21 protein-coding genes are annotated in these 20,906 nt (G+C 69.0%); 14 read left to right on the top strand and 7 right to left on the bottom strand.

Going from position 1 to position 20,906, the window contains the following annotated elements:
• The first annotated feature begins 8 nt into the window (after positions 1-8).
• On the top strand, positions 9-530 hold the full coding sequence (locus tag Q664_RS27075) for a DUF6484 domain-containing protein (RefSeq protein ID WP_043401950.1): 522 nt from the start codon (positions 9-11) through the stop codon (positions 528-530).
• On the opposite strand, the gene Q664_RS27070 is transcribed toward Q664_RS27075, so the two are convergent.
• From Q664_RS27070 to Q664_RS27060, 3 genes are read right to left on the bottom strand one after another with little or no spacing between them, the layout of a single operon-like run.
• Positions 523-1,071, bottom strand: a complete 549-nt coding sequence (locus tag Q664_RS27070; RefSeq protein WP_043401946.1) for a GDYXXLXY domain-containing protein — start codon at positions 1,069-1,071, stop codon at positions 523-525. The two genes, Q664_RS27075 and Q664_RS27070, sit on opposite strands and share 8 nt — an antisense overlap.
• Entirely contained in the window at positions 1,068-2,141 is a 1,074-nt protein-coding gene (locus tag Q664_RS27065; protein WP_043401942.1) for a DUF4401 domain-containing protein, read from the bottom strand. The genes Q664_RS27070 and Q664_RS27065 overlap by 4 nt, the downstream gene beginning before the upstream one ends.
• A gap of 2 nt (positions 2,142-2,143) precedes the next feature.
• Positions 2,144-3,136: a DUF2157 domain-containing protein gene (locus tag Q664_RS27060; RefSeq protein WP_043401938.1), complete on the bottom strand. Its 993-nt coding sequence runs from the start codon at positions 3,134-3,136 to the stop codon at positions 2,144-2,146.
• Between the two features lie 50 nt (positions 3,137-3,186).
• On the opposite strand from Q664_RS27060, the gene Q664_RS27055 reads away from it, so the two are divergent.
• Positions 3,187-3,960 carry a DNA alkylation repair protein gene (locus tag Q664_RS27055; protein WP_235216890.1) on the top strand — a complete coding sequence of 258 codons (774 nt, stop codon included), beginning with the start codon at positions 3,187-3,189 and terminating at the stop codon, positions 3,958-3,960.
• Here the strand turns inward: Q664_RS27055 and Q664_RS27050 are convergent.
• From Q664_RS27050 to Q664_RS27040, 3 genes are all read right to left on the bottom strand, one after another.
• Positions 3,949-4,731 carry a nucleotidyltransferase domain-containing protein gene (locus Q664_RS27050; protein WP_043401936.1) on the bottom strand — a complete coding sequence of 261 codons (783 nt, stop codon included), beginning with the start codon at positions 4,729-4,731 and terminating at the stop codon, positions 3,949-3,951. The two genes, Q664_RS27055 and Q664_RS27050, sit on opposite strands and share 12 nt — an antisense overlap.
• The gene (locus Q664_RS27045) at positions 4,728-6,032 is read right to left on the bottom strand and encodes a DNA polymerase beta superfamily protein (RefSeq protein WP_043401933.1); all 1,305 of its coding nucleotides are present in this window, start codon (positions 6,030-6,032) and stop codon (positions 4,728-4,730) included. Before Q664_RS27045 ends, Q664_RS27050 begins: the two co-directional genes overlap by 4 nt.
• A gap of 72 nt (positions 6,033-6,104) precedes the next feature.
• Positions 6,105-6,536: a hypothetical protein gene (locus Q664_RS27040; protein WP_043401930.1), complete on the bottom strand. Its 432-nt coding sequence runs from the start codon at positions 6,534-6,536 to the stop codon at positions 6,105-6,107.
• Between the two features lie 124 nt (positions 6,537-6,660).
• On the opposite strand from Q664_RS27040, the gene sitA5 reads away from it, so the two are divergent.
• Both sitA5 and Q664_RS27030 read left to right on the top strand, forming a co-directional pair.
• Positions 6,661-8,322, top strand: a complete 1,662-nt coding sequence (sitA5, locus tag Q664_RS61225) for a SitA5 family polymorphic toxin (protein ID WP_235216889.1) — start codon at positions 6,661-6,663, stop codon at positions 8,320-8,322.
• A gap of 11 nt (positions 8,323-8,333) precedes the next feature.
• Positions 8,334-8,963, top strand: a complete 630-nt coding sequence (locus Q664_RS27030) for a pentapeptide repeat-containing protein (RefSeq protein WP_043401927.1) — start codon at positions 8,334-8,336, stop codon at positions 8,961-8,963.
• A gap of 44 nt (positions 8,964-9,007) precedes the next feature.
• Here the strand turns inward: Q664_RS27030 and Q664_RS27025 are convergent, their stop codons facing one another.
• The gene (locus Q664_RS27025) at positions 9,008-9,826 is read right to left on the bottom strand and encodes an alpha/beta fold hydrolase (RefSeq protein ID WP_052518712.1); all 819 of its coding nucleotides are present in this window, start codon (positions 9,824-9,826) and stop codon (positions 9,008-9,010) included.
• Between the two features lie 246 nt (positions 9,827-10,072).
• Here Q664_RS27025 and Q664_RS27020 point away from each other — a divergent pair, with 246 nt between their 5' ends.
• The 10 genes from Q664_RS27020 to Q664_RS26975 form a co-directional block, all read left to right on the top strand.
• A complete protein-coding gene (locus Q664_RS27020) occupies positions 10,073-11,062 on the top strand; it encodes an AAA family ATPase (protein ID WP_043401921.1) in 990 nt (329 codons plus the stop codon).
• Positions 11,063-11,092: 30 nt separating this feature from the next.
• Positions 11,093-11,974, top strand: coding sequence for a DUF58 domain-containing protein (locus Q664_RS27015; RefSeq protein ID WP_043401918.1), 882 nt, complete (start codon positions 11,093-11,095; stop codon positions 11,972-11,974).
• Entirely contained in the window at positions 11,971-12,990 is a 1,020-nt protein-coding gene (locus tag Q664_RS27010; RefSeq protein WP_043401915.1) for a hypothetical protein, read from the top strand. Before Q664_RS27015 ends, Q664_RS27010 begins: the two co-directional genes overlap by 4 nt.
• Entirely contained in the window at positions 12,965-13,975 is a 1,011-nt protein-coding gene (locus tag Q664_RS27005; RefSeq protein WP_043401912.1) for a vWA domain-containing protein, read from the top strand. The genes Q664_RS27010 and Q664_RS27005 overlap by 26 nt, the downstream gene beginning before the upstream one ends.
• A 35-nt stretch (positions 13,976-14,010) precedes the next feature.
• Entirely contained in the window at positions 14,011-15,060 is a 1,050-nt protein-coding gene (locus tag Q664_RS27000; RefSeq protein ID WP_043401960.1) for a VWA domain-containing protein, read from the top strand.
• 11 nt (positions 15,061-15,071) lie between these two features.
• The gene (locus Q664_RS26995; RefSeq protein ID WP_152622365.1) at positions 15,072-16,070 is read left to right on the top strand and encodes a tetratricopeptide repeat protein; all 999 of its coding nucleotides are present in this window, start codon (positions 15,072-15,074) and stop codon (positions 16,068-16,070) included.
• Complete coding sequence (locus tag Q664_RS26990) at positions 16,054-17,949, top strand: BatD family protein (protein WP_043401910.1); 1,896 nt, start codon at positions 16,054-16,056, stop codon at positions 17,947-17,949. The genes Q664_RS26995 and Q664_RS26990 overlap by 17 nt, the downstream gene beginning before the upstream one ends.
• A complete protein-coding gene (locus tag Q664_RS26985) occupies positions 17,946-18,695 on the top strand; it encodes an SH3 domain-containing protein (RefSeq protein ID WP_043401907.1) in 750 nt (249 codons plus the stop codon). The genes Q664_RS26990 and Q664_RS26985 overlap by 4 nt, the downstream gene beginning before the upstream one ends.
• Complete coding sequence (locus tag Q664_RS26980) at positions 18,692-19,387, top strand: ABC transporter ATP-binding protein (RefSeq protein ID WP_043401904.1); 696 nt, start codon at positions 18,692-18,694, stop codon at positions 19,385-19,387. The genes Q664_RS26985 and Q664_RS26980 overlap by 4 nt, the downstream gene beginning before the upstream one ends.
• A 67-nt stretch (positions 19,388-19,454) precedes the next feature.
• Positions 19,455-20,906: hypothetical protein (locus Q664_RS26975; RefSeq protein ID WP_152622364.1), on the top strand; the 1,452-nt coding region annotated here is incomplete at its 3' end.

The following is a 20,906-nucleotide window of genomic DNA, read 5'->3' as shown; positions in this document are numbered from 1 at the left end:
GATAAGGAATGAGCATGAACTCTGGCAAGAAGGCCCCGCTGTCCGCGCAAGACCCCATCCCCCAGGAGCCCATCGTCGGCAGCCGGGTGGGGTGGGTGGTGGGGGTTGATCCAGGCCGCGGGGTGCTCGTGGACTACGAGGGCAACACGGCGGGTCCGTTGCCGGCCCTCTCCACCGTGCCGCTCGACGCGAAGAGCCTGGAGCAGGCGGTCGCCTCACGGCAGCGGGCCGTGCTGCTGTTCGAGAACGGAAGCCCCACGCGCCCCCTGCTCGTGGGGCTGGTGCAGACCACGAGCAGCACGCCGTTGATCGACGAGCTCCTGGAGGCCCGCGTCCCACGCGAGCAGGTGGAAGCCCGGGTGGACGGCAAACGCGTGGTCATCGAGGGGCAGGACGAGATCGTCCTGTCGTGTGGCAAGGCGAGCATCACCCTGCGGCGCAACGGCAAGGTGATCATCAAGGGCGTGCAGCTCGAGTCGAGCGCGGCCGGAGTCAACCGCATCAAGGGCGGCTCCGTGCAGATCAATTGATCTGCACGGGTTCGGCTTCTCCGGCGCGGCCGAGCGGCTGGCGGTTGGTGTCTCGCAGGCCCACGAGCACGCTGGTGCCATCATGGGTGACCCGGAGCTCGCCGTACTTGGCTCCCTCGTAGCGGTCCGCGTGGCCTTCCTGGAAGAAGAAGGACTCCGCGCCCAGGCGGACGCGGTGTTGGCGCACCTTGTAGCGCAGCAGCAACTCCCCCGGGGCGAGCGGGGTGCCGGGCGTGTCGTGCCGGACGAAGCGCCCCACACCGTTCTCATCGAGCCGGAGCACGAGTCGCCCCTCCTTCGGGTCCGAGTCCGTGCTCGAGCTCGCGCCCCAATCCGTGGCGGTGGCCAGCCGGGCCTCGCGGCTGACGGCGTAGTCGAGCACCATGTAGTCGCCCTGGATGAGGGAGCGGGGATCCACCGGGGCGAGCTCCAGCAGCACGGACGTGCCGTGGGCCAACACCTGCTCCTTGCGGACGACCTGCACCACGAGGGCGACCACCACCAGGAGGAGACCACCGAAGATGACGCGGGCGCGCATCAACGCACCTCCTCGGCCGCGGGGAAGCGGCGCAGGATGAAGAACCGCAGGCCGAGCAGCACCAGTCCGCTGCCCAGCAGCGCGAGCGACCTGGCCAGCAGGCTGAGCTGGAGGTCGTAGTAGTAGCCCACGCCGAACGTGAGGATGAAGACCACGGCCATGCCGAGCAGCACCACGTTGCGCCGGTGGAAGCCGAGCAGCAGCACGCCGGTGGCCGCGATGACCCCGGGCGTGTGGAGTGTGAGCAGGGCCGTCAGCGCCAGCGAGGCGAAGGCCGTCACTCCCGCGGGGCCACCTGGCTCGGAGTCCGTCTCCTCCAGCACGCGCCAGGCCGAGTACAACGTCACCACGGCGAGCCCGAGCGTCAGCACCGCGGTGGGCATCTCCGTGGCGCCCTTGCGGAAGATCTCCCGGTAGAGCTCATGGAACCAGGAGCGCATCACCAGTGAGGACATGAGCGTGGTGAAGAGTCCGAAGACCACGGGCGTCACCAGTGCACTCCAGCGTCCGTTCTGGAACTGGGCCTGCTTCAGGAGGAGCAGGTGCGCGAGCACGGTGAAGCCCACCAGCGTCACATCCGTCAGCACGGCGGGCGCGGTGAGGCGCAGCAGGAACAGCAACGCGAGGCCGCCGAAGTACGTGGACAGGAAGCGCTGGATGAGATCCGGGTAGACGAAGAGGAGCACGGCTTGGATGACGACCGTGGCGAGCGCCGCTCCCTTCTCGTCCGTGGCTGCCCCCACGCCACCGATGAAGAGGCCCTGTCCGGCCAGCCCGGTGGACAGCGCGAGCTGGGTGAGGAACACGTTGCCTCCCGCGTGGCGCACGAGGACGGCCACTCCGGTGAGAATCAATCCCAGGACGATGGCACCCACTTCCTCTCCCGCTCCGAGCACGCCAATCGCGACGAAGGCGATCAGGAACCACGAGGCGAGCCAGGCGCCGAAGCCAGTGAGGATGCGCACGAACCAGGGCACGCTGGCCGTGGCCTCGGTGCTGGTGGCGAGCGCGACGCGTGCCGACGCGTGCATCGGGGTGGGCAGTACGTCCCGCAGCGAGGGTTTGAACGCCATGGCTAGGCCTCCTCCGGACCGCGGGCCTCGGCGCGCAGCCACCAGACCGTGAGTCCCACCTCGCCGATGATGAGCAGGGCCAGCACGAGGAAGACGCCCGCGTCGAAGCGGCTCGTCTTGAACAGGAAGCGGCCCACCAGGGTGGTGAGCAGTGTCATCGCACTCACCGCGTCCAGCGTGAGGAGGAAGAGCTCGGAGCGCACCTGCCGGTGGAAGATGTACGCCGCAGCCATCACCACCAGGAGCAGGCCCAGCCCGATGATGCTCGCGCTGTCCCCCTCCCGGGGCGCCGCCACCTGGAGCTCCCCCAGGCCCAGCAGCGGCGCCATGGTCATCATCGCCAACACCCGGGGCATCCACCGGCCCCGCAGCCAGGAGACACCGCGCGCCGCGAACGCTTCATGCGCCACCCAGGCCGCGCCGTTCACCAGCGCGAGCACCAGCGTGAGCGTGGTGCCCTCACCGTCTGCGACCTGGAACCAGAAGAGGCTCAGCCCGGTGTTCACGAGGACGAGCAGCAGCAGCCACAGGGGCGCGAAGCGTGCGAGCACCACCCAGGGGAGGATGAGGCCGCTCCACCCGAGGAACAGTTCATAGGGGTCCGCGCCCGTCTGGTAGGCCTGTCCGAAGACGGCGAGGAGCGGGCCCACGAGCACCGCGGCGAAGAGGAGGGCGAACTGTCCGGCGACGGTCTCACCCAGGCGCCAGGCGGCGATACAGGCCCCGAGGATGGCGGCCAGCAGCAGTCCCATCTTCCCGAAGCGGTGGAGCGCCGCCCAGTTGTAGGCGAAGAAGTAGATGACGCCGGAGAGCACCAGCAGCGAGCCGAAGCCCAGCAGCACGGTGGACAGGAAGCGCCGCCAGGCGGCTCGCTGGGGAGTGGCGACGGCGAGCCGCAGGGCGTGCTCGAGGTCCTGGGGGTTGAGGACACCGGCATCGGCGAGCGTCCGGAGGCGCTCGGGCGTGGCGGCGAGATCTAGCAGGTCATGGGACACGGCGCGGGACGCTAGCCTTACCGGCCGTGTCCCCGCCAGACTCCCACCCCGTGAATACCCCCTCCATCGAGGCCCTCCAGGACGAGCTGGCGCGGGCGGCCGATCCCGAGAAGGCCGCCTTCTACCCGAGGTTCTTCAAGACAGGTCCGGGCGAGTACGCCGAGGGAGACGTGTTCATCGGCGTGACGGTGCCGGAGCAACGGAGGATCGCCCGGCGTCACAAGGACCTTCCCCTGGAGCAACTGGGCGTGCTGTTGCGGAGCGAGGTCCACGAGCACCGGCTCACGGGTTTCCTCATCCTCGTGACGCGGTTCGAGCGGGCGGACGAGGCCGGACGTCACCGGCTCTTCGTGTTCTGCCGGGAGCACCTGGCGGGGCTGAACAACTGGGACCTGGTGGACACGGTGGCACCCAAGCTCCTGGGCGAGTACCTGCTCGAGCACTCCGAGCTCACGCCGTGGCTCTACGAGCTGGCGCGCTCGCCCGTGCTCTGGGAGCGGCGCATCGCCATCATGTCGACCCAGGCCTTCATCCGCGCGGGAGACTTCAAGGACACGCTGAAGCTGTCGGAGCTGCTGCTGCACGACGAGCACGACCTCATCCACAAGGCGGTGGGATGGATGCTGCGCGAGGTCGGCAACAGGGACATGGCGAGCGAGGAAACCTTCCTCGACCGCCACGCGCCGGAGATGCCGAGGACCATGCTGCGCTACGCCATCGAGAAGTTCCCCAAGGCGAAGCGCGAGCATTACCTGAAACTGAAGCCCGAGGGACGGGGTGAGGGTGCCCGTCCCCGTTCTCCCCGCCGTGCCTCAGAACCGTGAGCGCCTCAGCTCGAGCAACCACGCCTCCAGTGCCTCGGCGCCCTGGGGGTCCTCGGGCAGCACGGAGTTCTCTCGGGCGGAGTCGAGCCGCTCGAAGGCCCGCTCCACCTGGCCTCGCCAGTGCTCGGAGAGGGCCTCGGGCAGCTCGCTGCGCTCGCCCCGCCGCTTCCAGGAGACGAGCTCACCCGCCTCGCTGAAGCCATAGCGGTCCATCAGCGCGGTGAGGTCCGTCTCCACCTCTCCCGTGAGCAGCGCATGGGTGCCGGTGAGCGTCGTGCGCAGCACATAGAGGAGCTTCTTGGTGGAGCGGAAGCCCGTCTTCTCCCACTCGCGCAACTGGCCGTGGGCGAAGCCGCGGTAGTGCCGGTGCAGCCGCCGGGACAGCACGCCACGCACCAGTGGGCGCACGGCCTCCAACTCGGGCGAGCCGCGCAGCGTATGCGCACCGAGCAGCCGCTCCAGGTAGTTGCCGTTGCCCTGGAGGACGCCGAACAGCACGGGGCCGAGCTCGTTGGACGAGTAGTCCACCTCGACGCCATCCACGACTTCCAGCCGCTCGGCGGACCCGGGGCCGCGCTGCTCCAAGCGGAGCAGGTGGGCGGTGGGGGTGACGTGGATGCACTTGAGGTCCAGGTCACTGTCCGGCGAGGGGAAGCCATACGCGTGCGCGCCCGAGAGGGACACGACGAGGTGCCACCGCCGGGTGGACTCTTCGTCGAGCACGGCGTTGGCCACCCGGGTCTGGTGCTCTGTCATCAGCGTGTGGCTCATGACTCCTCCTCCTTCCATTCGACGGCCGGAGGCGCGGGGGCATCACGGCCGAGCGGTCCGGGCTCCTTCATCACCCAGCGCCGCGCCAGTTCCTCGCCCACGCGGCGCACCAGGCGGTCCGCGCGCCCGTAGTCCGGGAGCTGCGGCAGCTTGCTGGTGCGGTGGGCCTCTTCCAACTCCGGTGCGAGGGCCTCGGCGTCCCGCAGCACCTCTTCCAGCGGGACACGTCCGGCCTTGATCTCCAACATGCGCGCCTTGTAGGTGCCGGTGACTTCGAAGGTGGGCACCCCCTCCCGCAGCCACCCGGTGGCGAGCACCACCAGGCGCAGCAGGTTGTAGGCGTTCTTCGGCCGTAGCTCGCGCGCGCTGGGAGGCCGCTGGCCGCCTCCGCGCGCATAGCGGGTGAGGGCGGCGAAGTCGTTGGCCTCGATGAGGCCCTGGTCCCACAGCGAGCGGTAGAGCTGCTTGAGGTACGTCTTGGCCGCGAGCAGCGCGTCCTCGGGCGAGGGCGCGGAGCGCGGGGAGATGGCCGCGAGCCGCCGGGCCACCTCGTCCAGGTTGGGCGCGGGCTCCTCGCACAGCCATTCGAGCACCAGGTCCCGGTGCTCGGCGAGCCGCTGGCTGCGGGTGAGCTTGTCGAGCTGGCTCATGGCGTACCGGCCGAAGCTGCCGAAGATGGCCTTGGACACGAAGGCCTCGCGCTCTGCGAGCAGCCACTCCCCGAGCTCGTCCGTGGCACGGGCGCTGGGGACGAAGAGCATCTCCAGGGTGTTGGGATCGGCGCGGAGGGCCTGTTCCACCGTCTTGGAGAGCTCCCAGAAGGTATGGCTGCCATCGGCGCTGACGAGATCTCTCGCCTTGTCGGCGAGGCCGAAGTGCCAGGGCAGGGGCAGGCCGAAGACGCCGCGCATGTCGACGTCGGAGGCCTCGTTGGCGAGGCCCCAGGCCTGCGAGCCCACCACGGTCTCCAGCACCACGCAGGGGCGCAGGGCATCCCAGGTGGCGGCGCGCCGGAGCGCGAACTGGAGCTGGCCCGGCTTGCGAGGCACCAGCTCGTCCCGGGCGTACCAGAGCTCGCCCACGCCGACGATCTGCACGTCGAAGCCGCCGCCACGGGCGCGCACCACGCGGCCCACCACGCCCTGGGGGATCTGCCGGTCACCTGCCACGCGCTCCACGCGCGTCGTCACCTCGGTGCCGTGGGGGAGGGGGACGGACAGCTTGTCCACCTGCTCGTAGCCACGGGGACGGGCGGTGCCCTCGGAATGGTCCTGCTCGGGAGTCTTGGATCCGCGGGTCATGGGCGCCTCCGGGTGGGGAGTACAGGGTTCCCATGGACGTTACTGGCGCGGACTCCTGACTCCAAACCGGCATCAGAACGTCGCGAGCGACAGCACCGGGCTGCGGCGGGCCACCGCCTGCCGGGCGAACTTCACCATCTCCGAGAGCAATTCACGCAGCTCCTCCGGCGCGTGGTGGTCCTGGTCGATCCGTTCCACCCAGGCGTTGGTGAGTCCGGTCACGCTCTCATCTTTCACACGGGCGAGGGCCTGGATGAAGGACTCCACCACGCGCGCGATGATCAGCCCGTCCTCCTCCCGGAAGATGAGAGGATCCTCCAGGGTGCGCTCGTCCGTGATGTCTTCCGTCCCCCGGAGCGCGGCGGAGAGCGCCATCAACTCCATCTCGATGAGCGGAAGCTCGAGGTACGTCCAGTCCTCTGGAGCATGCTCCTCGGTGGTGACGATCGACTCAATTGCCTCCGCCTCGTCTTCCTTCGCGATGAACCAGGTCGTGACCTGCATGAGAGGCTCCGGTGCGGTAATCCGGTGCGGACCTTACCCAATGGTTTGACGTCCGCGCCCGGGCTTCCGTGTACTCTCGGAAACAACCCGCGCCAGTCCCCGTGGCTGGCGGAAGAGGTGCGGCATGCTCCCCGGTTTGAAGAGTCCCCACCTGGCAGGCCTGCTGGCGCACCGCTGCTGGGTGTTGCCCGTTCTCTTGCTCCTCGGGGCGTGTGCCACGAGCCATCCACCGGGCGGCACGCTGACGGGGAGCGGGCACCCCTTGACGCTCATGCCCCCGCCTGCTCCCAGGCAGGCGTCTTTAGTGGACGCTGGTGCTGGCCTGGAGGGAGCGGTGCAGTACGAGGTGGTAGTGCTGGAGCCGGGAGGTGGTGACCCCCTGCGGCCGGTGGCGGTGCCCAGGGCGGACTTCCTGCGCGCGGTGCGTGAGAACGCCCGGCAGATACAGCTCAACGGCAAGAGCCCCCGCGAGGCCGCGCGCGAGTGGCTGAAGGACCAGGTGGAGCAACACCCGGAGTGGGAGCAGAGGAGTGGGACGTGGGTGGCCGAGGTGTACAAGGGCCGCGTGCTGTCGCTGGTGCCGGTGGACGAGGACAGCCACCTGACGACGGAGGCGAACGAGGCCCTGCGCCGCCACTACCTGTCATGGTGCGCCCGGGGCCAGGGCGGGGGCGACTGCCTGCGCCTGCTGGACGACGCGCCCTACCTGAAGGCGGACGACCGGCGCACGCTGGCGCTCGCCCTGTCCTTCGGCTCGGTGCTGGAGGAGACGAAGGCGGCGCTGGGGCGGGAATTGGACCCGCAGGTGCTGGTGGCCTCGTGCATGTGGACGCTCGGGGCGTACCTGGCCCTCTGGCTGGTGCCCGAGCCGACGACGAAGCTCCTGGCCGCTGGCCTGTCCGTCGTGCTGGTGGCCTGGCTGGGCGTGGACACACTGTGGGGCCTGATGGACGGCTGGGCGGCCATAGCCACCCGGGCGCACGAGGCCACCACCTTCGCGGAGTTGCGCGAGGCGGGTGAGGGCTTCGCCCGGGTGCTGGGCACGGACGCGGCGCGGGCGATGCTTCTGGCGGTGGGGGCGTTGACGGGGCGCACGGTGGGCGAGGTGGCGGCGCGGGTGCGGACGCTACCGGGCTACGGGCTGGCGAGCGCGCAGTGGCGGGCGCAGGGGGGCGCCGCGGTACTGGGGCGGGTGGAAACCCTGGCAGTCCAGGAGGGCGCGCTGGCCCAGGCGGTGGCGGCGGTGGAGACGGTGGCGGCCACCCCTCACGGCCCCATGGCGGTCGTGATGCTCAAGAAGGGGCAGGGTGCTGGGGCGTCCTCCGGGGGCGGCTCCTCGGGCACCGTCGCCATCCGCCACCGGGGTGGAAACCTGCAGGTCATTCTGCCCAATGGTCAGAGGTGGCACCTGCCTCCTGGCAAGTCCATCCACGACATCCCCGCCGAGGACGAGGTGGGTGACAGGCTCCAGAAGGCGGTGACCGAGGCGGCCCGGCTCTGGGGGCCACACCGGCTCACACCGGCAGAAGAAAGGGCCATCGACCAAGCCCTCAAAGAAGGCAAGTACTGGCTGGCGCACTTGTTGGAGCGCGAGGCCCGGGGCCGCTTCGTACACGAAACGGTGAAGGCCCAGTTTCGAGGGCGCTTGCAGTTCAACCATCAGGGAGCCGACGTGATTGACCTGAGCAACAACCGCCAGTACGAGATTCTCTCCGGGACGGCGTCGAACCTGGCGCGGCATGGCAGGCGCATGGCGGGCGAGTTCTTCCGGATGCTCACCTTCTGAAAGGGGCGGCCATGGGGTGGCTCACCAACGTTCTCATCGAGAACAAGGCTGTTGAAAACGAGCGGCTGGAACTGACGGACAAGAACTCGCTCTACTTCCTTGGACCCAACCTGACGCTACGCAACTGCACCGTTGTCCTGAAGGTCTCCGCCAGGAACCTCATCATCATCGGGGCACGTTTCACCGACTGCGCCTTCGAGGTGGAGCAGGAGTTGAAGAGCCACCAGCAATGGATCAAGGCCTCCCTCAAGGGCTGCCGCTTCAAAGGGCGCTTGTCGGGGTGTGAGTTCGGACACTGGCCCGAGTACGGGACGGAACCGGAGTACCAACTGGGTTCCATCGAGGACTGCGACTTCACTGAAGCCCGTCTGGATGGTTGCCGCTTCCACGGTTGTGACCCTCGTACCCTGAGGTTTCCCAAATGGCCGAGCTTCACCATCTTGGATCCCATTGGTCACAGCCATGAGCTGAACAGTGTCAAGTGGCCAGGCTCCAGCAATATCCTTGTGAAGAACTTCTATAAATGGCCGCCCTCCACCGTGGCATTGGCCGACCATGCTCCTACCGTTGCCAAACAATTTGGTACCACCCCGGAAGAACTCAAAGCTGTCATCGAGCAATTTGACTTCATCGTCTACTGATGCAGCCGCGACACTCTCGGGAAAGGCATTTTCCTCCAGCCTCCTCATTGGCGGAGAAACGCCTTCAGCTCCAGCAGGGCACGATCTGGTTGTCCCAGAGAGGGATTGTGTCCGGCCTCCACCCGCACGAGCCGCGCGTCGGGCATGACCTTCATCGCGGCCTCGGCCAGTGACACCGGTAGCACCGTGTCCTGTTCGCCCCAGAAGAGCAGGGTGGGTTGCTTCACCTCGCCCAGCCGCTCGTGACGGTGGAACACGCCGCCCGTGAGCGGCACCAGCGTGTTGAAGGCCCGCGTGGCCTCGGGTCTTCCCCCGGGCACCGTCATCAACTCGTACCCCAGTGCCGCCAGCCTCCGGTTCAGCGGCGTGTCCGGAAGCGGCGCGATGCGGCCAAAGAGCTTCGGTCCCAGTACTCGCGCCACCCGCTCTGGCCCCACCCGGAAAAACAGCCGCGCATCCCGCGCCATCTCCGGGCCCAGTCCCATCGCGTCCACCAGCACCAGCCGCTCCACTGGCACCCCGCCCCGCAGCGCCAGCTCCAGCGCCACCAGTCCCCCCAGCGAATGCCCCACCAGCGTCATCGGCCCCAGCGCCAGCGTGGACAGCACCTCCTCCACCGGCTCGACGAAGAAGCGCAGCCCCTCCTCGGCCGTCCTCACCGCCCCTCCCGGCGCCGAGGAGCACCCGAACCCCGGTAGATCCACCGCCAGTACCCGGTGCTCCCGGGTCAGCCCGGCGAACAGGGGAAGCCACATGCTCGCCGCGTTCCCCCGGCCATGGAGGAGCACCACCGTCCGGCCCTCTCCCCCCTCCAGCAGCCGCAGCCCTCCACCCCCTCGCAGCGGGCACACCCGGGAGGTCATTCCCGGGGCCCACTCCCCCAGTAACTCCACCTCCACCGGTCCCGGGGCGCGGGCGAGGGGCCCTCCAGAAGGTTGGCGTTCTCCGTCCCGATGTGGTTTGGGGTACTCCCTGGGGTCCATCCTGGGTGGTTCCGGGGGCATGGGCCCCTGAAATTACTGGAATGTCGGGCGTGATGGGTTGTTGAGCGGCGTACCTACACCTCCTAGGCTGCCCGCCTCCTCCCAGGGACAGTCGAGACGGCACATATGAACACGGACATCCGGGCGCTCACCGAGCGCGTCCAGCAGGAGAGCAGCTTCGTCGAGCTCCTCAACCAGGAGGTCGGCAAGGTCATCGTCGGCCAGCGCTACATGCTGGAGCGCATCCTCATCGGCCTCTTGTGCAATGGCCACGTCCTCCTCGAGGGCGTGCCCGGTCTCGCCAAGACGCTCACGGTGCGCACCATCGCCGACAGCATCAGCGCCTCCTTCATGCGCATCCAGTTCACCCCGGATCTGCTGCCCGCGGACGTGGTGGGCACGATGATCTACAACCAGCAGGCGGCCAACTTCACCGTCCGCAAGGGCCCCGTCTTCGCCAACGTGGTGCTCGCCGACGAAATCAACCGCGCCCCCGCCAAGGTGCAGTCCGCCCTCCTCGAGGCCATGCAGGAGCGCCAGGTCACCATCGGTGACACCTCCTTCCCGCTGCCCTCGCCCTTCCTCGTGCTGGCCACCCAGAACCCCATCGAGCAGGAAGGCACCTACCCCCTGCCCGAGGCGCAGGTGGACCGCTTCATGCTCAAGGTGAAGGTGGGCTACCCCACCCGCGAGGAAGAGAAGGTCATCATGGACCGCATGAGCGGCGGGAAGCCCCCGTCCGCCCAGAAGGTCATCGACATCCAGCACCTGGTGCGCGCCCGCGAGCTCGTCACGCAGATCTACATGGACGAGAAGGTGAAGGACTACATCCTCAACGTGGTCTTCGCCACGCGCGAGCCCGGCCGCTACGGCCTCAAGGACCAGGCCGACTACATCCAGTTCGGCGCCAGCCCGCGCGCCACCATCGCGCTGACCCAGGCCTCCCGCGCCCACGCCTTCCTGCGCCACCGCGGCTTCGTCACGCCCGAGGACGTCAAGGCCGTGGCCTTCGATGTGCTCCGCCACCGCATCGCCCTCACCTACGAGGCCGAGGCCGAGGAGCTCACCACCGAGAAGCTCATCCAGCGCGTGTTCGATCGCGTCGAGGTTCCGTAACCCCACCCGGGACAGCCCAGGGGGCGCGCCGTGCTCGCCAAGGACATCATCCGCCGCATCCGCAAGCTGGAGATCCGCACCCGCAAGGTGGTGTCGGACATGCTCGCGGGCCAGTACCACTCGGTCTTCAAGGGCCGGGGCATGGCCTTCTCCGAGGTGCGGCAGTACCAGCCCGGTGACGAAATCCGCATCATCGACTGGAACGTCACCGCCCGCATGAACGAGGCCTACGTCAAGGTCTTCACCGAGGAGCGCGAGCTCACGGTGATGCTCCTGGTGGACGTGTCCGCCTCCAAGGAGTTCGGCTCGCGCGAGCGCTCCAAGTCGGAGGTGGCCGCCGAGGTGGCCGCTCAAATCGCCTTCAGCGCCATCGCCAACAACGACCGGGTGGGGCTCATCCTCTTCTCGGACCAGGTGGAGAAGGTGGTGCCGCCTCGCAAGGGCCGCACGCACGTGATGCGGCTGGTCAGCGACATCCTCACCTTCAAGCCCAAGGGCAAGGGGACGGATCTCGCCGCCGGCCTCACCTACCTCAGCCGCCTGGCGCGCCGGAAGACGGTGACGTTCCTCATCTCGGACTTCCTCGCCGATGGCTACGAGCCGCCGCTGCGCCTCGTGGGCCGCAAGCACGACCTCGTCCCCGTGGTCATCGTGGATCCGCTCGAGCAGGAGTTCCCCCGGCTGGGCCTCGTGGAGATGGAGGACCCCGAGACGGGCGAGCGCTTCGTGGTGGACACGAGCGACCCGCTCGTCCGAGGCCGCTTCGCCCGCGCCATGCAGGCGCGCCGCGAGGAGCGGCTCAGGCTCTTCAAGAAGCTGGAGCTGGACCACGTGGAACTGAGCACCGGCGATGATCACGCCATGGCCCTGGTGCGCTTCTTCCGCGCCCGCTCCCGGAGGATGGCGGCATGAGGTGGTTGGCTCTCTGCGCGTTCTTCCTCGTCTCGCCGGCCCTGGCCCAGGCTCCGGCGCCCGCTCCGGCTCCAGCCGCGGCCAGCGCGAAGCTGCCGGCCGTGGAGCCCGCGGGCTTCCAGGCCCGCGTGCAACCGGAGCAGGTGCAGCTCGGCGAGCCCTTCGTCTACGAGCTGGTCATCACCCACCCGGCGGACCAGCGCTACGAGCTGGACCTGGTGCCGGACCTGGGTGACTTCGAGCTGCTGTCCCAGGCGCGCACGCCCCCGGAGACGGGGAAGGAGCCCGCCGTCACCACCTTCCGGCTGAAGCTCTCCGCCTTCAACCTGGGCATGCTCACGCTGCCCGAGCTGCCCTTCCTCGTGACCACGCCGGAGGGCCCCAGGCGCTACGTGGCGCCGGGCCGCACCATCGAGGTGGCCGGCACGCTGCCGCAGGACGCCGAGGCGGAGGGCGCGGACCTCAAGGACATCCAGCCGCCCACCGAGGTGGCCGTCCGTTCCCTGAGGCTCGTGTGGGCGCTGCTGGGGCTGTTGGCCGCCATCGTGGTGGGCGTGCTGCTGTGGCGGCTCTTCCAGAAGTACCGCAACCGCCCCATGGCCGAGGTCAAGCCGCTGCTGCCCCTGGACGTGCGCACCCGCCAGGCGCTGGAGGGCCTCAAGGCGGAGAACCTGCCCGAGCAGGGCAGGGTGAAGGACTTCTACTTCCGGCTGTCGGAGATCATCCGTGGCTACCTGGGCGAGCGCTACGGCTTCGACGCCCTGGAGTGCACCAGCTCGGAGCTGATGGTGGAGCTGCGGCGCAAGCAGCCCCTCAAGTTCCCCGAGGACGGACTGATGCGCTTCGTCTCCGAGTCCGACCTGGTCAAGTACGCCCGCGCCGAGTCATCGCCGGAGTCGTGCCGCGAGGCGCTCGCCTTCGGCTACGAGCTGCTGGACAAGACCTGGCCCCCTCTCGTGCCGCCTCTCCCCGAGGCCGCTCCCGTGTCCCATGCCTCCGGTCCCCGCGTTTCATAACCCCGAGTTCCTGTGGGGTTTGCTGCTCATCCCGGTCCTCCTCGGGTGGGCCTGGCGCGAGCGGCGCTCCCGTGCCGTGCTGCGCTTCTCCGCGGCGCACGTGCTCGCCAGCCAGGGCCGCGGCCTGCGCACGTACATGCTGCCGCTGCTGCCCTTCCTGCGCGTCTTCGCCGTGGCCGCCGCCGTCGTCGCGCTCGCCCGGCCCCAGTCCCGCGACGCCCGCGTGCGGGACTCGAGCGTCGAGGGCATCGACATCGTCGTCGCGCTCGACCTGTCCACCTCCATGGAGGCCGGCGACTTCCGCCCGCAGAACCGCCTCCACGTGGCCAAGGAGGTGCTCGCCGAGTTCATCGGAAACCGCGTCAATGACCGCATCGGCCTGGTGGTGTTCGCCGGCGCGGCCTACACGCAGTCTCCCCTGACGCTGGACTATGGCGTGCTCAAGGAGGTGCTGCGCCAGTTGCGCACCCGCGTGCTCGAGGACGGCACCGCCATCGGCGACGCGCTCGCCACCGCGCTCAACCGCCTGCGCGACTCGGAGGCCAAGAGCCGCGTGGTGGTGCTCATCACCGACGGCGACAACAACTCCGGCAAGATTTCGCCGCTGGACTCGGCCACCATGGCGAAGTCGCTGAACATCCCCATCTACACCATCCTCGTGGGCAAGGGCGGCAAGGTGCCCTTCCCCCAGGGCACGGACCTGTTCGGCAACACCGTCTGGCGCGAGACGGAGATTCCCATCAACCCCGAGCTGCTCCAGGACATCGCCGACCAGACGGGCGGCGAGTACTACCGCGCCACCGACCCGGAGGGCCTCAAGCTGGGCCTCCAGAAGGTGTTGGACTCGCTGGAGCGCTCCAAGTTGATGGAGGGTGGGGCCACGGCCAACTACCGCGAGGACTACCACCCGTACTTGCTGCTGGCCTTCGGGCTGGCCGCGCTGGAACTGCTCCTGCGCGCCACCTTCCTGAGGGTGTTCCCGTGACGCCGACCTTCCTGACGGACTTCTTCGGGAAGTTGATGGAGCCCCTGCGCTTCCTCTTCCTCGGTTACCAGATGGGCCTGGCGAAGCCCGGCTACCTCGCGCTGTGCGTGGTGGGCGGGCTGGTGGGCACCCTGGCCCTGCTCTCGGCGCTGCGCCGCCGCTCCCGCGTGAGCGCGCTGCTCAACGAGCGGCTCGTGGACAAGCTGGCTCCCGGCGCCTCGCGCTGGCGTCCGGCGGTGCAGGGCGGCTTCTACGGCATGGGGCTGCTGCTCTTCGGACTGGCGCTGGCCCAGCCCCAGTGCGGCACCAAGAGCGAGCTGACGAAGCGCCGCGGCATCGACGTGGTGGTGGTGCTGGATGCCTCCAAGTCCATGCTCGCGCGGGACGTGCAGCCCAGCCGCCTGGAGCGCGCCCGCCTGGAGCTCACCACGCTGCTGGACGAGCTGAAGGGAGACCGGGTGGGCCTGGTCGCCTTCGCCGGGGATGCCTTCATCCAGTCGCCGCTCACCTCGGACTACTCGGCGGTGAAGCTCTTCCTGCGCGCGGTGGAGCCGGAGCAGATGCCCCAGGGCGGCAGCAACATCGGCGATGCGCTGATCCTGGCCATGCAGGTGCTGGAGAACGCGGACCGCGGCGCCAAGGAGCGCGTGGTGGTGCTGCTGTCCGACGGCGAGGACCTGGTGGGCCAGGTGGACGAGGCCGTGGCGGCGCTCAAGAAGGCCAGCGTCCAGGTGCTCACCGTGGGCGTGGGCTCCGAGCAGGGCGAGCCCATCCCCGTCTACAACCGCCGCGGCGAGTTCGTGGACTACAAGAAGGACAGCAGTGGCGAGACGGTGATTACCCGCATGGATCGCGCGGGCCTCACCTCCATCGCCGAGGCCACGGGCGGCGCCTTCTATTACCAGCCGCGCGGCGTGGCCATGGCCCAGGTGCTGGAGCGCATCGAGCAGATGCAGAAGAGCGAGTTGGAGAGCCGCGTCACCGTGCGGTACGACGAGCGCTTCCAGATGTTCGCCCTGCCGGGGCTCGTGATGCTGGTGCTGGGCATGTTGTTGCTGCCGTCCGCGCGCCGGAGGCCGTCGTGAGCGGGGGAGTCATGGTCATGCGCGTGGGAGTGGGGTTGCTGCTCGCGCTGGGACTGGCGCTGCCGTCCGGCGCGTGGGCCGCGGGGCTCCTGGAGAAGGAGCATCCGCAGGTCCAGAAGGGCCGGGCGGCGTACACCGCCGGCCGCTACGACGAGGCGCTCGCGGCCTTCGAGGAGGCGAAGAAGGAGCGTCCGAACGACCCCGCCGTGGAGTTCAACCGGGGCGACGCGCTGATGAAGCTGGGCCGCTACGACGAGGCTCAGCGGGCCTTCCAGAGCGTATCGGAGACGCAGAACCAGCCGGAGCTGCGCCAGAAGGCCACCTACAACCTGGGCAACGTCCACGCGATGACGGGCAACACCCGCGAGGCGCTCAAGGCCTACCGCCGCGCGCTCACGTTGGATCCCTCGGACGCCCAGGCCCGGCACAACTACGAGGTGCTGCTGCGCAACCTGCCTCCGCCCCAGAAGGGCAGCCCGGATGGGGGCACGGATGGCGGCCAGGATGGCGGGCAAGATGGCGGCCGCCCGGACGCGGGTCCGGATGCGGGTCAGCAGGATGGTGGTACGCCAGCGGACGCGGGCCAGGACGGGGGCAGTGACGGCGGTCTGGATGCCGGCATGGACGGTGGCATGGATGGAGGCCAGCAGGATGGTGGGCAGGCCGACGCGGGCCAGCCGGATGGCGGGCAGGGCGATGCGGGCCAGGGGGATGGCGGCCAGCAGGATGGTGGCGCCGACGGCGGCGAGGATGGGGGCCCGGGTGACGGCGGCGAGGGCGAGGGCGATGGCGGTCAGGACGGTGGCGAGAGTGAGGAGGAGGGCACCGAGTCGGATGGTGGCACCGAGGGGGAGGTGGACTCGGTGGATGCCGGTGTCAGTCAGGCGGAGATCGATCGCCAGGAGGCCGAGCGCCTGCTGGATGCGATGAAGCAGAACGAGAAGAATCTCCAGCTGTGGCGTTTCCAGCAGAAGAAGAGGCCGAGGAATCCCAATGAGAAGGACTGGTAGCGGCCACGCGGCGCTGGCCGCGCTCGCCCTGTTGCTGGTGGCGATGCCAGCGTGGGCGTCCATCGAGTTCTACCAGACGACGGATCGCACCGAGGTGGGCACGGAGGACGTGTTCCAGCTCACCGTGGTGGTGGTGGATCCTCCAGACAACGCGCAGGTGCAGTTTCCGTCACCCGAGGACTTCGAGGTGCTGTCGTCCTCGCAGAGCACCCAGCGCTCCATCGAGATGAGCGGCGGCGGCCCGCCCGTCATCCAGACGGTGCGCAAACACGTGCTGCTGATGCGCGCCAACCGCCCGGGCACCCTCACCATCCCGCCCGCCGTGCTCACCGCCGACGGCCGCACCCGGCGCACCGAGCCCATCAAGATGACGGTGCGCCGTGGGCACGTCGAGCCTCCCCGCTCCCAGGCGAGCCGCCAGCCGCCGGACCCGTTCCGCAACTTCCCGGGTGGTCCCTTTGGCCGCATGCCGGATCCGTTCGCCGGCGAGGAGAACGAGGAGCCCGATGATCGGCGCCAGCAGGAGGACGTGCGCATTCCCCGCGGGGACTCGGACCTCTTCCTGCGCGCCACCGTCGACAAGAAGCAGGTGTACGTGGGCGAGCAGGTGACGCTGTCGCTCTACATCTACTCGCGCGTGGACCTCTCCAGCGTGGACGCGGTGACCATGCCCAAGCTGGAGGGCTTCTGGAGCGAGGACGTGGAGAGCCCCACGCAGCTCACGGGCGAGCAGCGCGTCGTCAACGGCATTCCCTACCGCACCTACCTGCTGCGCCGGCGCGCGCTCTTCCCGGTGAAGAGCGGCACCCTCTCCGTCACCGCCGCCGAGGCGGACATCACCACCGGCTTCCTCTTCGCCGGCCACCGCGTGCACCGTGTCTCCAACGCGCTCGAGGTGGAGGTGAAGCCGCTGCCGCCGGGCGGGCCCAAGGGCGTGTCGAGCGCCCAGGTGGGCCAGTGGGATCTGTCGCTCGAGGTCTCCCAGACGCGGGTGGAGCTGGGCCAGCCGGTGACGGTGAAGGTCATCCTCGAGGGCGCGGGCAACGTGAAGAACGTCACCCCGCCCCGGCTGGAGGTGCCCCCCGCGCTCAAGGTGTACGACCCGACCACCACCGACAAGGTGATGCCGGACAAGTGGCGCATCCAGGGCCGCCGGGTGCAGGAGTACCTGGTGATGGCGCAGCGCACGGGCACCTTCACGCTGCCCGCGCTGGAGTTCCCCTACTTCGACCCGCGGACGGGCCGCTACGAGGTGGCCCGCACGGAGCCGGTGGAGCTGACGGTGGAGCCCGGAGCGGGAGGCGTGTCGTCCTCGCCCGCGACGGCCGCGCCCCAGCATGTGACGGACGCCGCGGCCGAGCAGAAGAACGTCCTCACCGCGAGCGGCCTGCGTACGCTGCGCTACCAGGCGCGTTTCGAGGAGCCCGCGGCCGCCGTGTGGCAGCGGCCCTTCTTCGTGCCGGTGGTGCTGTCGCCCCTGGGTCTGATGCTGCTGCTGGGCCTGGTGGGGCTGGTGCGCGGACGGCTCTCCAACCCGGACGAGGGCAGCCGCAACCGGCAGCGGGCCAAGGCGGCGCGCAAGCGGCTGGCCGAGGCGGAGAAGCTGCGCGAGGGCAGCTCCAGCGCCTTCTACGGCGAGGTGGAGAAGGCCGTGCTGAACTTCCTGGAGGCCCGGCTGCACGCTCCGGTGGGCGGACTCACGCGCGACGCGCTGGACGCGAAGCTGACCGCGGCCGGAGTGGATGCCGAGCGCCGCCAGCGGGTGCGCTTCGTGTTGGAGGCCTGTGACGCCGGACGCTTCGCCCCCGGTGCCGAGGCCGCTGCCCGCGAGCGCATCCTGGATGATGCCGCGGCCGTCATGGAGGGTTGGGACAAGTGAGCGCCATCACCGCGATCCTCGTGGCCACGTTGCTGGGTCAGGCCTACTACTCGCCCGAGGAGGCCCAGCTCCTCTTCCAGCAGGCCAACGAGTCCTACCTGAAGCAGGACTACGCCGCCGCGCGCGAGGGCTACGAGAAGCTGCTCTCGCGCGGCTTCGGAGGCCCGGACATCCACTACAACCTCGGCACCACGTACCTGTCGCAGGGGGACCTGGGGCGCGCGGTGCTCGCCTTCGAGCGCTCGCGCAGGGCTGGCGGCGAGGGGCCGGATCTGGACGCCAACATGTCGATGGCTCGCGCCCAGCAGCTCGACAAGGTGGTGGGCGCCGCGCCCGAGGAGCCCTTCGTGCAGCGCGTGGTGTCCGCCACGAGCGGCAACCTGGTGGCGTGGCTCTTCCTCGGGACGTGGCTGGCGGGCTTCGCCTTCCTGCTGCTCTTCCGCGTGCTGCGTCCGGGCAACCGGGCCTGGGCCGCCGTGGTGGGGGTCCTGCTGCTGGCCGCGTCGGTGCCGTCCGGTGCCCTGCTGGCCGCGCACGTCTGGGTGCACGAGACGCTGCACGAGGCCGTGGTGCTCGCGCCCACGCTGCGCGCCCGGGAGTTCCCCAAGGAGGATGCGAAGGTGGCTTTCGAGGTGCACCCCGGGTTGAAGGTGCGCGTCATGGAGGAGACGGGGCGCTACGTGCGCATCCGCCTGCCCAATGGCCTGGAGGGCTGGGCCGAGCGCGAGGGTGTGGCGGAGATATGATCGAAGCCGTCGACGTGGCGAAGGTGTACCGGCGCGGGCGCACGGAGGTGCGAGCGCTGGCGGGCGTGTCGCTGACGGTTCCGAAGGGAGAGTTCCTCTCGGTGATGGGGCCGTCGGGCTCGGGGAAGAGCACGTTGTTGAACCTGCTGGGCGCGCTGGACGTGGCGGGCTCGGGGTCGCTGCGCATCGACGGGCGCGAGCTGGCGCGGATGAAGGATGACGAGCTGTCCGCGTTCCGCCGCGAGCGGCTGGGCTTCGTGTTCCAGTTCTTCAACCTGATGCCCACGATGACGGCGTTGGAGAACGTGATGCTGCCGGGCCTGTTGTCGGGCCGGGGGCAGGTGGAGCTGCGGAAGCGGGCCGAGACGCTGCTGGAGACGGTGGGGCTGGGAGGGCGTACGAACCACCGGCCGGACGAGCTGAGCGGTGGAGAGATGCAGCGGGTGGCGGTGGCGAGGGCGCTGCTGATGGAGCCGGCGGTGCTGTTGGCGGACGAGCCCACGGGGAACCTGGACTCGCGCACGGGCGCCGAGGTGCTGCGGATGCTGCGCGAGGCCACGCGGGAGCGTGGGCTGACGGTGGTGATGGTGACGCACGACCCGAAGGCCGCCGAGGTGGGAGATCGCATCGTGCGCCTGGCGGACGGACTCATCGTCGGCGACGAGCGGGTGGTGCACGAGCAGGCCGCCTGAGCCAGGCAGAGCATTGGCCACGATGACTGACGAAGACTGACGATAGTCCCACGGATGGGTATCGGGCATGCTGCAGGGGATGTGTTCCGTTCAACTGTTGCTGCGCCTGACACTGAGCTTGATCCTCGGTTTTTCCGCTGCGTGCGCCACCTCGCGAGCGCGGATTCCAGCGGAAGGAGGGCAGACGCCGACACAAGCCGTGGCAGGTGCTTCCCAGCGCTCGAATTCTCCCGAGAACGGGCCTTCCTGGACGCAGGGGCGCGCCCCCGCCGTCTCCACTACGTCTCAGCCTCTGCCGGTGCTCATCAGTCCTCTTTCCGGAGGGAGGCTACGACTTCTCTTCCCTGCCTCGCTGCCCCACCCTGACCTGGAGCAGTTGCGTGTGGAGGAGATACGCCCGCTGCTCGCGGCGTTCGAGTCCTTCCGGCCTCATGCCCGTCCTCGGCTGCGGTTGATGCTGGATGCCCCGGGAGCGATCGGCTCAGGCCTCGCGCCTGCCCCCTGGGAGTTACGGCTGCGCGAGGACTTTCTCTCCCGTTACGGGCCCACGCTGCTCCCCATTCCCGAGTCCCTGGAGACGAGCCGTCTCTACCTCGCGCTGAAGCTCTCCACCCGCTACATGGATGACGGCATCCGCGAAGCCGCTCAGGAACTCTTCAGTGCACCGGCCTTCCTGGCCAGTGTCTCGCTTTCGGTGCTTGTGTATTTCGCCGCCTGGTTGGCGCCCGAGCCGTTCATCTCGAAGGCGTTCGCTGCCACGCTCACCGTTCGGTTGTCGCTACTGGTGGGGTTGGTGGAATTGAATCGACTGGCCCTGGCCTGTCTGCATTTATACCATGAGGCCGAAGCCGCCATCACACCCCAGCAGTTGGATGACGCGGCTGCGCGTTTCGGCAAGGCGCTGGGAGGAACAGGCCTGCGGGTTCTGGTGGTTGTCGCAAGCCTCGGTTTGCCCCAGGTGTTCCCCAAGGTGCCCGAAGGGGGCCTGTGGAGCCTGCTGAGTTCCATACGCCACGCGCCAGCGGGTGGCTCATTGCTGGAGTCCATTGTCTCGGTCCAAATAGTGGCCGATGGCTCCCTCCTCGTTACGGGGATTGCCGCGGGAGCCTCTGCTGTGTCCCTCTGCGGTGAGTTCGCCATCTGCGCGATGATGGATGACTCGGGTGGGTCTTCAGGAGATGAGCCGAAGCTCTCCACTCGCTACGGCAAGCCCCACACGCGGCAGAATCCTCCGCACAACGAGGCGATTGAGGAGGAACTGGCCCGGCGCGAGGCTGCTGGGCATATCGATTTGAGAAAGAACAAGCCGCAGCAGAATGCCAGCAAGCTCGATGTCCGTGACCGTGAGCCCGTGAAGGGAGTTGGCTTCCGCAAGCCGGATGTTTCGTCAATCCGGCCGGATGGTGTGCGGCACAACACCAACTATGTTTCCAATTCCCGGGATTTGCAGCGTGAGCTGGATGCCTTCGAGTCGATGATCCGCGCGGACCCGAAAGCCATCCACGAGTTGTACCTGCTC

Origin of the sequence: Archangium violaceum Cb vi76 (assembly GCF_000733295.1) — a bacterium.
GTDB lineage: Bacteria > Myxococcota > Myxococcia > Myxococcales > Myxococcaceae > Archangium > Archangium violaceum.
The sequence above is the reverse complement of the archived record's forward strand: the minus strand, read 5'-3'. Positions and strand labels throughout refer to the sequence as shown.